Origin of the sequence: Micromonospora sp. WMMA1363 (assembly GCF_030345795.1) — a bacterium.
GTDB lineage: Bacteria > Actinomycetota > Actinomycetes > Mycobacteriales > Micromonosporaceae > Micromonospora.
Window position 1 is genome coordinate 3,695,941 of the sequence record NZ_JAUALB010000001.1, and the last position, 13,242, is coordinate 3,709,182.

General features: G+C 72.4%; 11 protein-coding genes. 2 read left to right on the forward strand and 9 right to left on the reverse strand.

From position 1 onward, the window contains the following. Positions 1–105: 105 nt before the first annotated feature. From lysS to QTQ03_RS17205, 8 genes are all read right to left on the reverse strand, one after another. The gene (lysS, locus tag QTQ03_RS17170; RefSeq protein WP_289278939.1) at positions 106–1,614 is read right to left on the reverse strand and encodes a lysine--tRNA ligase; all 1,509 of its coding nucleotides are present in this window, start codon (positions 1,612–1,614) and stop codon (positions 106–108) included. Between the two features lie 308 nt (positions 1,615–1,922). Further along, entirely contained in the window at positions 1,923–2,681 is a 759-nt protein-coding gene (locus QTQ03_RS17175) for a type III pantothenate kinase (protein WP_289278940.1), read from the reverse strand. A gap of 259 nt (positions 2,682–2,940) precedes the next feature. After that, positions 2,941–3,834: a carboxylating nicotinate-nucleotide diphosphorylase gene (nadC, locus tag QTQ03_RS17180; protein ID WP_289278941.1), complete on the reverse strand. Its 894-nt coding sequence runs from the start codon at positions 3,832–3,834 to the stop codon at positions 2,941–2,943. Positions 3,835–3,889: 55 nt separating this feature from the next. After that, a complete protein-coding gene (locus QTQ03_RS17185) occupies positions 3,890–5,584 on the reverse strand; it encodes an L-aspartate oxidase (RefSeq protein WP_289278942.1) in 1,695 nt (564 codons plus the stop codon). 181 nt (positions 5,585–5,765) lie between these two features. Beyond that, a complete protein-coding gene (locus QTQ03_RS17190) occupies positions 5,766–6,659 on the reverse strand; it encodes a septum formation family protein (RefSeq protein ID WP_289278943.1) in 894 nt (297 codons plus the stop codon). Between the two features lie 176 nt (positions 6,660–6,835). Further along, a complete protein-coding gene (panD, locus tag QTQ03_RS17195; RefSeq protein WP_289278944.1) occupies positions 6,836–7,264 on the reverse strand; it encodes an aspartate 1-decarboxylase in 429 nt (142 codons plus the stop codon). Positions 7,265–7,290: 26 nt separating this feature from the next. Next, a complete protein-coding gene (gene panC / locus QTQ03_RS17200) occupies positions 7,291–8,139 on the reverse strand; it encodes a pantoate--beta-alanine ligase (RefSeq protein WP_289278945.1) in 849 nt (282 codons plus the stop codon). Beyond that, positions 8,136–9,083, reverse strand: coding sequence for a Rossmann-like and DUF2520 domain-containing protein (locus tag QTQ03_RS17205; RefSeq protein ID WP_289278946.1), 948 nt, complete (start codon positions 9,081–9,083; stop codon positions 8,136–8,138). The genes panC and QTQ03_RS17205 overlap by 4 nt, the downstream gene beginning before the upstream one ends. A 225-nt stretch (positions 9,084–9,308) precedes the next feature. Here QTQ03_RS17205 and QTQ03_RS17210 point away from each other — a divergent pair, with 225 nt between their 5' ends. Both QTQ03_RS17210 and QTQ03_RS17215 read left to right on the forward strand, forming a co-directional pair. Continuing rightward, positions 9,309–10,433: an SAM-dependent methyltransferase gene (locus tag QTQ03_RS17210; RefSeq protein ID WP_289278947.1), complete on the forward strand. Its 1,125-nt coding sequence runs from the start codon at positions 9,309–9,311 to the stop codon at positions 10,431–10,433. Further along, positions 10,430–11,596 (forward strand): NADH-quinone oxidoreductase subunit D, encoded by a 1,167-nt coding sequence (locus QTQ03_RS17215; protein ID WP_289278948.1) that lies wholly within the window; start codon positions 10,430–10,432, stop codon positions 11,594–11,596. Before QTQ03_RS17210 ends, QTQ03_RS17215 begins: the two co-directional genes overlap by 4 nt. 36 nt (positions 11,597–11,632) lie before the next feature. Here QTQ03_RS17215 and QTQ03_RS17220 read toward each other — a convergent pair whose 3' ends face one another. Beyond that, entirely contained in the window at positions 11,633–13,141 is a 1,509-nt protein-coding gene (locus QTQ03_RS17220; protein WP_289278949.1) for a hypothetical protein, read from the reverse strand. Positions 13,142–13,242 lie beyond the last annotated feature (101 nt).

Sequence of the window (13,242 nt, forward strand, 5' to 3'; positions counted from 1 at the left end):
ACATTCCTTTCGAGCAGGGTGCACCTGCGACTTACCGGCAACAATAACCCGTATGATGCTTGCCGCGTCAATAGGATGCGGTAAGGAGCTGGAGACGTCGACCAGTCACTCGGGCCGGACCAGCGGGAAGAGGATGGTTTCCCGAATTCCCAGGCCGGTCAGCGCCATGAGAAGCCGATCGATTCCCATTCCCATGCCACCGGCCGGCGGCATTCCGTACTCCATCGCCCGGAGAAAGTCCTCGTCGAGCCGCATCGCCTCGTCGTCACCGCGCGCCGCGAGCTGCGCCTGGGCCATCAGGCGCTCCCGCTGGACCACCGGATCCACCAGTTCGGAGTACGCGGTGCCAAGCTCGAAGCCGAGCACGTAGAGATCCCACTTCTCGGCCAGCCCCGGCTCGCTGCGGTGGGCACGGGTGAGCGGGCTGGTCTCCTCCGGGTAGTCCCGGACGAAGGTGGGCTCCGTCAGACCGGGGACGACGAGTTCCTCAAACAGTTCCTCGACGAGCTTGCCCGGCCCCCACTTCGGGTCGACGGGCAGGCCCACCTTGTCGGCGTACTCGACCAGACGGGCCCGCTCGGTTCGGACCGTGACCTCTTCACCGAGGGCCTCGGAAAGAACGCCGAAGAGGGTCACCGAGCGCCACTCACCACCCAGATCCAGCTCGCGCCCGTCCGCGTGTGTCACCACAGTCGAGCCGCCGACCGCGACCGCCGCCCGCTGGACGAGATTGCGAGTCAACTCGGCCATCGTGTCGTAGTCACCGTAGGCCTGGTATGCCTCCAGCATCGCGAACTCCGGCGAGTGCGACGAGTCGATGCCCTCATTGCGGAAGTTGCGGTTGATCTCGAAGACCCGGTCGACGCCGCCAACGACCGCTCGCTTGAGAAAGAGTTCCGGCGCGATTCGCAGATACAGATCGGTGTCGAGTGCGTTGCTGTGGGTCACGAATGGGCGCGCCGCGGCGCCGCCGTGCAGCAGCTGAAGCATCGGGGTCTCCACCTCGATGAAGCCCTGCTCGTGCAGCGAGTCTCGCAGGCCGCGGACGGCGGCCGCCCGGGTACGCACCATCCGGCGCGCCTGCGGGCGGACGACCAGGTCCACGTAACGCTGCCGGACCCGGGCCTCCTCACTCAGCGGCTTGTGCGCCACCGGCAGCGGACGCAATGCCTTGGCGGTGACCGCCCACTCCGCCACCAGCACCGACAGCTCGCCGCGTCGGCTGGTGATCACCTCACCGGTCACCCCGACGTGATCGCCGAGGTCGACCAGGCGCTTCCAGTCCTCCAGCCGCCGCGCCCCGACCCGGTCCAGTGACAGCATCGCCTGCAACTCGGTGCCGTCGCCGTCGCGCAGGGTGGCGAAGCAGAGCTTGCCGGTGTTGCGTACGAAGATCACCCGGCCGGTGACCGAGACCTGGTCACCGGTCGCCGTGTCGGTAGGCAGGTCGCCGTACTTCTGCCGGATCTCCGCGAGGGTGGTGGTACGTGGGTATCCGACCGGGTACGGCTCGACGCCCTCGGCGAGCATCCGGTCCCGCTTCTCCCGGCGGACCTTCATCTGCTCGGGAAGGTCGTCGGCGGGGTCGACTGGCACGGCGTTCTGCTCGGTCACGGCACGCTTCCTCAGACGGAGAACTCGGGCGGGGTCAGGCCCGAGCGTACTCAAGGGCCTGCGGGTGGGTTACCGGATGACCCGCCTGCCATGACCGAAGCCACTCAGGTCTCTCGTTCGGCGCCGCCGCGGGCAACGACGCCCGGTACCGACGAGCTGATCGGGATGGTCCACACCCGGTCGCACTATCCGGATCATCGCCGACCGCGAGTAACGGACCCGGGCGGCCGACCGAGCGTAACGGACGCGGGTCGACCGGGCGTCGCGGGATCTCCTGACCAGGCGGCAACGGAGCCAGCCCCGGTCCCTCAGACGTTGCGGTCGTAAACCATCCGCAGCCCGATCAGGGTGATCATCGGCTCGTGGTGGGTGATCGTCCGACATTCGTTGATCACGAGCGAGGCCAGGCCGCCGGTGGCGATCACCGCCTTCACCTCGCCCAGCTCCTCGGCCATCCGCTCGACAATTCGGTCCACCTGGCCGGCGAAGCCGAAGTAGAGGCCAGACTGGAGGCACTCGACGGTGTTCTTGCCGACCACCGAGCGCGGTCGGGCCGCCTCCACCTTGCGGAGCTGGGCGGCGCGGGCAGCGAGTGCGTCGAAGGAGATCTCGATCCCCGGCGCGAACGCACCGCCCAGGAACTCCCCCCGACCGCTGATCACATCGAAGTTCGTGGTGGTGCCGAAGTCCACGACGATCGACGGCCCGCCGTAGAGGGTGTACGTGGCCAGGGTGTTGACCACCCGGTCGGCACCGACCTCCTTCGGGTTGTCGATCGCCAGCTGCACGCCGGTACGCACCCCGGGCTCGACGATCACATGCGGCAGCTCGGCGTAGTAGCGGTCGAGCATCGTCCGCAGCGAGCGCAGCGCGGCCGGCACGGTCGAGCACGCGGCCACCCCGGTGATCTCCACGGCGTCCCCAGCCAACAGGCCACGGAACATCAGCCCAAGCTCGTCGGCCGTCGACCGGGCATCGGTATTGATTCGCCAAGAATGCACCAGTTTGTCGCCGTCGAAGGTCGCCAGCACGGTGTTGGTGTTTCCGATGTCGATGCAGAGCAGCACGCACGCAGCCTAGACAACCTTCCGACCAATGCGACACGCAGCGGCCGACCAACCGTATCCTGACAGCCATCACGACATGAACATCGGTCGATCCACGGCGCGCCGGACGGGGAACGGACGTGTCGGGGATGTGGTGGATCCGCGGGCGCAACGTGCTGCGCCGGCGCCGCCGGCACGTGCGGGTCCTGGCCGGCGGGGCGCTGTGGATGTCGACTCCCGGCTCGCCCAGGCGGCCTGAGCCGCTCCGTCCGCCACCCGCTCACTCCGTCCGCAGGTCCAGCGCGATATCCAGGATGGGCGAGGAGTGGGTGAGCGCGCCAACCGACAGGAAGTCCACACCGGTGGCGGCATACTCGGCCGCCCCGTCCAGGGTCAGCCCGCCGGTCGCCTCCAGTTCGGCCCGGTCCCCCACCGCGGCCACCACCTCGCGCAGCATCCGCGGGGTCATGTTGTCCAGCAGCAGAAAGCCCGCCCCGGCCCCGACCGCCTCGACCGCCTCGGCGACGGTGTCGACCTCCACCTGCACCGGCACGTCCGGGAACGACTCGCGGACCCGGCGGAAGGCCGCCGTGATCCCACCCGCCGCCAGCTTGTGGTTGTCCTTGATCATGGCAACATCGTGCAGACCCATCCGCTTGTTGGTGCCGCCGCCCGCCCGCACGGCGTACTTCTCCAGCATCCGCAGGCCCGGGGTGGTCTTACGGGTGTCGAGTACCGTCGCCTTCGTGCCGGCCAACGCGTCCGCCCAGGCACGGGTGTGGGTGGCCACCCCGGACATCCGGGAGAGCAGGTTGAGCGCGGTGCGCTCCGCCGTGAGCAGCAGCCGGGTCGGGCCGGTCACCGTCGCCAGCACGTCGCCGCGCGCCACGCGCTGCCCGTCGTGCGCCACCAGCGACACCTCGACCGCACGGCCCGTGCCGGTCACCTCGCCGACCAGCTCGAAAACGGCAGCGGCGACTGGCAGCCCGGCCACCACCCCGTCGGCGCGCGCCACCAGGTCGGCCGTGTCGTTCTGGCCGTCGGAGATCGTGGCGACGCTGGTCACGTCGAGGAAATCCGGGCCCAAGTCCTCGACGAGCGCGTCAGTCACCACCCGGCGTACCCGGTCCGGGTCCAGACCGGCGCCGCGTAACGCCCGGCTCGCCTCGGTCACTGTGCCTCCTTAGTTCGCGACTGCGGGGCTCGCAAACCCAGCTCACTCCTCACACTCACCAAGCCCCCTCCCACGTCAGCCCCAGCCGGCCTCGCGCCCCGATCGTGCCGACCAAGTGGCCGCGCCACCGCTCGTCGGCCACCGGGAAATCCTCCCGCCAGTGGCAGCCCCGGGTCTCCGCACGGGCATACGCGGCGGCCACCAGCGTCGACGCCACGGTGAGCAGGTTCGTCGCCTCCCAGTCCGGGGTGCGGGGCACACCCCGGCCGTCGCCCACGGCGGACAGCGCGGCGGCCGTGTCGGCCAGCGTCGCGGCGGACCGCAGCACACCCGCCCCACGGGTCATCGATCGTTGCAGGGCCGGCGTGCCGGTGGCCGGCAGCACCCAGCCCTCACCGCCGGCCCAGGCCCCGGTCGGCGCCGGTTTCGCCTGCTCCGGCAGGCCGGCCGCCAGGTCGTCGGCGATCCGGCGGGAGAACACCAGCCCCTCCAGCAGGGAGTTGCTGGCCAGCCGGTTCGCGCCGTGCACACCGGTGCAGGCGACCTCGCCGCAGGCGTACAGGCCCGCAATCGACGTGCGGCCGCGCAGATCGGTGCGGACGCCGCCGGAGGCGTAGTGGGCGGCCGGGGCGACCGGAATCAGATCGGTCGCCGGGTCGACGCCGATGGCCAGGCAGGACGCCACGATCGTGGGGAACCGCCGGGCCAGGAAGTCGCCGCCGAGGTGCCGCGCGTCGAGAAAGACGTGGTCCGCGCCGGTGGCGAGCAGCATCCGGTGGATGCCCTTGGCGACCACGTCCCGGGGGGCCAGCTCGGCCAGGTCGTGCTGCCCCACCATGAACCGCTTGCCGTCGCCGTCCACCAGGTGCGCGCCCTCGCCACGCAATGCCTCGGAGACCAGCGGCTGCTGGGCGTGCCCGGTGCCGGGCACACGGGCGGGTTCCGGCACGATGAGCGCGGTCGGATGGAACTGAACGAACTCCACGTCGGTGACGGCGGCGCCGGCCCGCAGCGCGAGCGCCACCCCGTCGCCGGTGGAGACAGCCGGGTTCGTGGTAGCCGCGAAGATCTGGCCCATTCCGCCGGTGGCGAGCACCACGGCGCGGCCCAGGACGGCACCCACCCCGTCCTCGCTGCCCTCGCCCAGCACGTGCAGGGTGACACCACAGGCCGGCCCGAGTCCGTCCGGGCCGTCGCCCGGGGCCCGCAGCAGGTCCAGCACCAATGCGTGCTCGACCAGCCGGATCCACGGGTCCCGGCGGACCGCGGCGTGCAGTGCCCGCTGCACCTCCGCACCGGTGGCGTCGCCGCCGGCGTGCACGATGCGGTCCGCCCGGTGCCCGCCCTCGCGGGTCAGCATCAGCGAGCCGTCCCGATTGCGGTCGAATTCGGCGCCGATCCGCATCAGCTCCCGCAGCCGGATCGGCCCCTCCTCGACGAGGACGCGGACCGCTGCCGGGTCACAGAGCCCGACCCCGGCGATCTCGGTGTCCGAGGCGTGCGCCGCCGGGCTGTCGTGGGGGTCGAGCACCGCCGCGATGCCGCCCTGCGCCCAGCGGGTCGACCCCTCGTCGATGTCGACCTTGGTGACCACGGTGACGTGCAGGCCGGCCTCGCGCAGATGCAGCGCGGCGGTCAACCCGGCCACACCGGAGCCGACAACGACCACGTCGGTCGTCTCCACCCAGCCGGGCGCGGGGGCGGCCAGCAGGCGGGGCAGGCCCGGCAGGTCGCCGGTCGGTAGGTCCATGCCCCAAGTCAACCCGAAGGTCACTCACGAAGGGTGGCGGGGGTGGAACAAGTGGTTTGGGCTACGGCGTGCCGGATCAGCCCACCCGCCGCCACCTCGTCGACCGGGCCGGTGGGCGTGGCGTCGCCGGGTCAGCCGCACCGCCAGCCAGCGGATGGCGCTGTCCAGCGAGCTCCCGCCCTCAGCGGCTGCGGACCGGCAGACCGGCCGGGCCCGCACCCTTCAGGGAGCCGATGGTCGTCCGGTCGCTGAGCCACAGGTAGCAGCGGACCCCCCGGTCGCCGACCCGCCACCGGCCGGCTCCGGGCGGGCGGACCACGACGTCGGCGCGGAACCGCAACGCCACGTCGTCCGGGACGCCGACGTGGCGGGCGATCGCGCTGCGGCAGCCGGCGTAGAGCGATGCCCAGTCGGCGTCCCGGGCAGGGTACGGCCGGTCCGGCGCCCGCCATACCCCGACGAACTCGGCGTCGTGGCGGACGGCGCACTCCACTGGAAGTAGCGTCGCCACGCCGCCACCCGCGTCCCGTCGACTCCGCTGGCAGCCGAGCCGCAACGGCGACGGACCGGCCAGCGCGTTCCGGAGGCCGCCGACCCGGGTGACCGCGGTGGCGGCGGCCTCGGCGGTGGTCATCTCGGTCAGGTCGCAGCGATACCAGCGGGAGCCGGACGTCCAGCCGGTGGCCGACGGCACCGCCACCGACAACCGCAGCCGCCCGACCCGCCAGTCGTCACCCACGTACTCGACGACTCGGGTGTCGCAGTCGGCGAACGCGCCCCGGAAATCGGCCGAACCACCGGCCGGCGGGTCCTCCTGGGCCGCCGGAAACGACCCCACGTGCACGGTCTCGACCCGGTGCGGCACCGCGCAGTCGACCGGCTGGTACACGTCCAACGGCACCACGGCGGCGAAGTCGGCGAGGTGACAGACGCCCGCCTCCGGCGTGAACGGGCCGGCCGCCGGCAGACTTTTCCAGTCGTCGGTCAGATCGCCGTCGGTCTCACCGGCGCACCCGCCCAGCAACGCTCCCGCGGCAATAACGGTGAGAATGCCACGCCCGACCCGCTGTCTCACGCCGCCTCCCCCAGCCGACGCCCACCCCGCCAGCGTAACGGTGAATCACCCCCCGGTGACAGACCGGATCCTCGCCCCAGACCACGCGATCCTGCGGTTTCTGTCGGAACATCTGACGTGGAGGCGCAGACAGCCGCAACCAGGGTGCAAGATCGCGGCGGACAGGTCGGGGCGGGTCAGGGGAGGGCGGCCGCGAGGGGGTTCGGGGTCGGGTCACCCGCGGTGCCGGGGACGGCCGTCGTGGGATCGGCGGTCAGGTCGACGATGCGGTTCGCCGCGTCGACGTGCACGACCTTCGGCTGGTACCAGCGGGCCTCGGCGTCGTCGAGCAGCCCATACGAGATGAGGATGACCAGGTCGCCGGGGTGCACGAGGTGGGCGGCGGCACCGTTGATGCCGATCACGCCACTCCCCCGCTCGCCCGGGATCACGTACGTCTCCAGCCGGGCGCCGTTGGTGATGTCCACGATCGCCACCTGCTCGCCGGGCAGCAGGTCGGCCGCGTCGAGCAGGTCCTGGTCCACCGTCACCGACCCGACGTAGTGCAGGTCGGCCTGGGTCACCGTGGCCCGGTGGATCTTCGACTTGAGCATGGTGCGCAGCATCGGGGGCCTTTCGACTGGTGGTCGGGTCAGGATCGGGGGGCGAGCCGGATCGGCGCGTTGTCGATCAGGCGAGTGGTGCCGACCCGGGCGGCGATGAGCAGCCGCGCCGGACCGGCGACCGGCCCGGGCTCCAGATCCGGGTCGGTGAGCACCAGGTAGTCCAGCCGCGCGCCCGGCGTACCGGAGCCGAGGGCGGCGTGCGCGGCGGCCAGGACCGCGTCGGCGGGCGCGCCCGCGTCGGCGGCCTCCGCCCCGGCACGCAGCGCCGCCGACAGGCTCAGCGCGGCCCCGCGCTCGCCGGGCGACAGATACCGGTTGCGGCTGGACAGCGCCAGCCCGTCGGGTTCCCGGACCGTCGGCACCCCGACGATCTCCACCGGCACGTCGAGGTCCCGGGTCATCCGGCGGACCAGGGTGAGCTGCTGGTAGTCCTTCTCGCCGAAGAACGCCACGTCCGGGCCGGTGAGTTGCAGCAGCTTCAGCACCACGGTGAGTACCCCGTGGAAGAAGCCGGGGCGGCTCTGGCCCTCCAACTCCTCGCCGAGCTGGCCCGGATGTACCCGGACCCGGGGCTGACCGTCCGGGTACATGTCCGCGACGGCGGGCGCGAAGACCACGTCCACGCCGGCCCGCCGGCAGATCTCCAGATCCGCGTCGATTGTCCGCGGATAACGGTCGAAGTCCTCGTTCGGCCCGAACTGGAGCGGGTTGACGAAAATCGTGACGAGTACGCTGTCAGCCCGCTCGCGAGCCGCCCGCAGCAGCACCTCGTGTCCTCGGTGCAGGGCGCCCATGGTCATGACAACGCCGACCGTGCCGTCGAGAGCTTTGCGCGCCGCCGCCAGCTCGGCCCGGGTGTGCACCAACTCGGTCACGCGGCCACCTCCCGATCCGTCCCACTCAACACGCCCAGCAGCGGCTCCGCGTCCTCCGGGCGCAGCCGCCCGGCCGCGATCGCGCGGTCCGCGGTCCGTCGTGCCAACGCCAGGTAGGGCCCCACGGATTCCGGTGCGGTCGCCGCGAGTCGAGCCAGGTGCCGTCGGACCGTACCGGCGTCGCCCCGGGACACCGGGCCGGTCAGCGCGTCGTCGCCGAGGCGGAGCGCGTTCTCCAGCGCGGCCCTCAGCAGCGGAGCGAGCACCTTGTCGGGTTGACCCACCCCGGCGTCACGCAGCCGGTCGGCCGCCTCGTTGACCAGCGTCACCAGATGGTTGGCGCCGTGCGCCAACGCCGCGTGGTACAGCGGCCGGTCCGCCTCGCCGATCCACTCCGGCACGCCACCGAGGTCGGCGACGAGCCGGGCGGCGAGCGGGCGCAGCTCGGCCGGCGCGGTCACCCCATACGAGATGCCGGCCAGTCGGGCGAGGTCGTCCGGCGTACCGGTGAAGGTCATGGCCGGGTGCAGGGCCAGTGGACGGACGCCGATCCCGGTGGCCGGGGCCAACACCGCCAGCCCGTGCGCACCGGAGGTGTGCGCGACCACCTGGCCGGGGCGCAGCGCGCCGGCGCGGGCGAGCCCGGCGACCACGCCGGCGAGCGCGTCGTCCGGCACCGCGAGCAGCAGAAGGTCGGTCGCGGCCTGGGCCACCGAGGTGGCCGAGCGACACGGAACGGCGGGGAGCAGCAGCGCCAGCCGGGCGCGAGACGCGCCGGACATCCCGGCGGCGGCGACCACCCGGTGGCCGGCGGCGGCGAGAGCGGCCCCCAGCACTGCACCGACCCGACCGGCGCCGATCACGCCGACGGTCAACGCACGGGGAACGGACGCGTGGGCCGGCCCTTCGGCCGGCCCGGGACGCGGGCGCAGCGGAGCGCTCATGTGACGATCCAGTCCTCGAGAAGGGGTACCGGTCGATCGCCAGTATGCGCCGCGGCGACGGAACCGAACCAAGAAGGTGTGAAAACCTTCACCAATGGGGGTGACCGGGGTTGAGCAGGGCCCTGTTCCCCACCGACGGCAGCGCCGGGCCCGGGGATGGTGGGTGATCTCGGGTGCGTCACCGTAGGGTCGCACGGTGACGCACCCTCGAACCGGACTGAACTGATGTCGGTACGCTGGCGAGATGCAATGGACCGGGCGCTGTACGGCCCAGGCGGCTTCTTCGTCTCCGGCGCCGGCCCGGCCGGTCACTTCCGCACCAGCGTCCACGCCTCACCCGCATTCGCCTCGGCGCTGCTCCGCCTGATCACGTCGGTCGACGAGGCTCTCCGGCATCCCCCGGCCTTCGCCGTCGTCGACGTCGGAGCCGGTCGCGGAGAACTGGTGCGTTCCCTCGCCGCGTTGCTCGCAACCGGGGTTCGCGGCGAGCCCCCGCCGGGCGTCGCCGGTCCGCCGCGGGCCACGCCGGTGCCGCTGGCTCAGCGGGTACGGTTCACCGCGGTCGAACTCGCCCCGCGCCCCGCGGGCCTGCCCGAGCAGATCACCTGGCTGGACGAGATTCCCGCGGGCATCACCGGCGTCCTCCTGGCCACCGAATGGCTCGACAACGTTCCGCTGGACCTGGCCGTCCCCACCTCCGAGGGCTGGCGCTACCTCCTGGTCGACCCCAGCAGCGGCGACGAAACAGTCGGCGCCCCGGTCAGCGGCGCCGACACCGCCTGGCTGACCACCTGGTGGCCCGGCCCCGCCTCCACCCAGTTGACCAGGAAGCACCCAGCTTCGATTGGCCCTGGACCGGACGAAAACCTGTCGACCAACGGGGAGGGTGCGCGGGCGGAGATCGGCCGGAGCAGGGACGAGGCTTGGGCGGCGGCGGTGAGCCGGGTCGAGCGGGGAGTGGCGGTGGCGGTGGATTACGGGCACCTGCGGACCGGGCGGCCGATGAACGGGACACTGACCGGGTACCGAGGTGGGCGGCAGGTGCGCCCGATACCGGACGGATCGTGCGATGTCACCGCGCACGTCGCCATGGACTCGGTCGCCGCCGCCGGTGAGCGGGTCGCGCGGTGCGCGCACTCCCTGGTGTCGCAGCGGGAGGCGCTACGAGCGCTCGGGGCCGACGGCTGCCGGCCACCGTTGAGCCTGGCCGCCCGGGACCCCGCGGGGTACCTGCGGGCGCTGGCCGCCGCGTCGGCGGCAGCCGAACTGACCGACCCGGCCGGCCTCGGCGGACACCGGTGGCTACTCCAACCGGTCGGCGTCGCCGTCGACCCGCTCGTGGCACGATGACGGGCATGACCACGGACGCCGGCCTTCGCGAACTGACCGTCGGCACCGGCGCCGGCGGAGAGCAGCTCGGCACCGACATGGTGCTCAACATCGGTCCACAGCATCCCTCGACGCACGGCGTACTCCGGCTACGGCTCGTGCTCGACGGCGAGCACGTGGTGAGCGCCGAACCGATCATCGGGTACATGCACCGGGGCGCGGAGAAGCTGTTCGAGGTCCGCGACTACCGGCAGATCATCGTGCTGGCCAACCGCCACGACTGGCTGTCCGCCTTCTCCAGCGAGCTGGGCGTGGTACTGGCCGTGGAGCGCCTGATGGGCATGGAGGTTCCGGAGCGGGCAACCTGGCTACGGATGGCGCTCGCCGAGCTGAACCGGGTGCTCAACCACCTGATGTTCCTCGGCTCGTACCCGCTGGAGATCGGCGCGATCACCCCGATGTTCTACGCGTTCCGGGAACGGGAGACCCTCCAGGCGGTCATGGAGGAGGTGTCCGGTGGCCGGGTCCACTACATGTTCAACCGGGTCGGCGGCCTGAAGGAGGAGGTGCCGGCGGGCTGGACCGGACGGGCCAGGGCGGCCATCGGCGAGGTACGCCGCCGGATGCCGGACCTGGACCACCTGATCCGGCGCAACGACATCTTCCTGGCCCGCACGGTCGGGGTGGGGGTGCTGTCGGCGGCGGACGCCGCCGCGTACGGCGCGTCCGGGCCGGTCGCCCGGGCGTCCGGACTCGACCTCGACCTGCGCCGCGACGAACCGTACCTGGCCTACGACCAGCTCGACGTCCCGGTGGTGACCCGCACCGCCGGGGACTGCCACGCCCGCTTCGAGGTGCTGCTCGACCAGGTGTACGCCTCGCTCGACCTCGCCGGCCAGTGCCTGGACCGGGTGGACCGGCTCACCGGCCCGATCAACACCCGGCTACCCAAGGTGCTCAAGGCACCCGAGGGGCACACCTACGCCTGGACGGAGAACCCGCTCGGCATCAACGGCTACTACCTGGTGTCTCGAGGCGAGAAGACGCCGTGGCGGCTGAAGCTACGCACCGCGTCGTACGCCAACGTGCAGGCGCTGTCCACCCTGCTGCCCGGCTGCCTGGTGCCCGACCTGATCGCCATCCTCGGCTCGATGTTCTTCGTGGTCGGCGACATCGACAAGTAGCCCGGCGCGCGACGGACGGTGGGCCGGACGGCCCGGTCAGCGCCAGCGATCGGTGGATCGGGCGCCACCGCGGGAAGCGTCGTCCCGGGACGGGTAACCGTGGCGGCCGGACTCGGGCGACCACTGGTGCTCCGGCTCCCGTCGTGGGGAGGCCCGCCACTCATCCGGCACCGGCACCCCACCGGGGGGCAGCGCCGGCCGGTCCTCCGACTCGACCCACGAGCCCTGCCATGCGTCGTCAGGGTCGCGCCCCTCGTCCCGGCGGACCGCCGCCCACCGGTCCGCCACCCGGAACTCGGTGCCGACCTGGTCCGTGTGCAGCTCCGCCCGCAGCTCGCCCATCCGCAGTTCGCGGCCCCGGTCGTCGTCGCGGACGGCGGCCCAGCGATCCCCGGCGCGGGCCTGCGACCAGTACTCGCCATCGGCCGCACCACCGTCCGGCGCGGTGGACCGGATCCGGCCGTACTGCTCGGCGGAGGTGTCCCAGGACTGTTCCCCGCCCCAACCTCGGTCGTCACGCTGGTCGGACCAGCCGCGGTCGTTCCACTGCTGCCCGGCCGGGGCGGACTCGTCCCGGTCGGTCCAGCCGGGCTCGTCGCGCGGCCGGCTACGCTCGTTCCCGCCCGACCACGACCGGCCGTCCGCGTCACTGTGCCCGGACCAGGAACTGCCCTCGTCCCCGCCGGACCACGACGGCTCCTCGGCGCGGGCCGACCGGCGGCCGCGATATCCGCCGTACCGAGTGCCGTCCTCCCCGACACCACTACCGTCCACTATGGTGTGCCGGGTCGTGACATGCACCGTCTCGGTGCGCTGCACCACCCCGCGCGACCGGCGCCCGGGTTGACCCTCGGACTCCGCGGACCAGGTGCCGTAGCCCGTTGCAGACCGTTCCGCGGCATGCCCACCGCTGGCGCGATCGCCGCCGTAGCCGCCGTAGCCACCGTAGCCACCGGCGGATTGATCGCCGCCGTACACGTTCGCCGAACCGGTGGCCGGGCGGTCAGTCGCGTGTGCGTCGACGGTCGGCCGGTCGGCGGGGCGGGTCGGATCGACCTGGTCCTCCCGATCGGTGCCGCCCCAGCGAGCCTCCCCCGCCGGCCGACCGGCCGGCTCGACGGTGGGGACGCGGGCCCGGCCCGCGCCACCCGCGTCGGCCCCATTCGAGCGGGCGGCGGCACCGGCGTCGAGCCGCCGGCGCAACGCGACGACCGCCTCGTGGGCCTGGTGCGCCTGGTCGAGGGCCTGGTTGCCACGCTGGGCGGCGGCAACGATCTCTCCGTGCAGCTCCCGGCGGAGCTGCTCGATCTCCTCCCGCAGCTCCGCCGGGAGCTGCGCGGAGCCACCGTCGGCCCGCAACGCGATCGACAGCCCGATCAGCACGACGGCCAAGATGGCCAGCACGGCCGCGAAGCGTAGCGGGCCATTACCGTCAGCGATAAGGAGAATCAACGCCGCCACGGGTGCGAGGGCCACGCCGACCCAGAAGAGGGCCGTCAGCAACGACGGATTACGCGGTTCGTCGGTATCCACCGAGGCGGGCATGAGTGTGCAGCCTACCCAGAGTTGCGTGGTGTGGGAACGGCTGCAGACGTCATCCGACCTAGCTACTCGGCGGTAGGTTACGGTGCGCCCGGCCACCCGGT

Coding starts and splice junctions, on each gene's coding strand:
- QTQ03_RS17185 (WP_289278942.1), bottom strand. CDS start 5,584: ATGGACCTACCGACCGGCGACCTGCCGGGCCTGCCCCGCCTGCTGGCC.
- panD (WP_289278944.1), bottom strand. CDS start 7,264: ATGCTGCGCACCATGCTCAAGTCGAAGATCCACCGGGCCACGGTGACC.
- QTQ03_RS17205 (WP_289278946.1), bottom strand. CDS start 9,083: ATGAGCGCTCCGCTGCGCCCGCGTCCCGGGCCGGCCGAAGGGCCGGCC.
- QTQ03_RS17210 (WP_289278947.1), top strand. CDS start 9,309: ATGTCGGTACGCTGGCGAGATGCAATGGACCGGGCGCTGTACGGCCCA.
- QTQ03_RS17215 (WP_289278948.1), top strand. CDS start 10,430: ATGACGGGCATGACCACGGACGCCGGCCTTCGCGAACTGACCGTCGGC.
- QTQ03_RS17220 (WP_289278949.1), bottom strand. CDS start 13,141: ATGCCCGCCTCGGTGGATACCGACGAACCGCGTAATCCGTCGTTGCTG.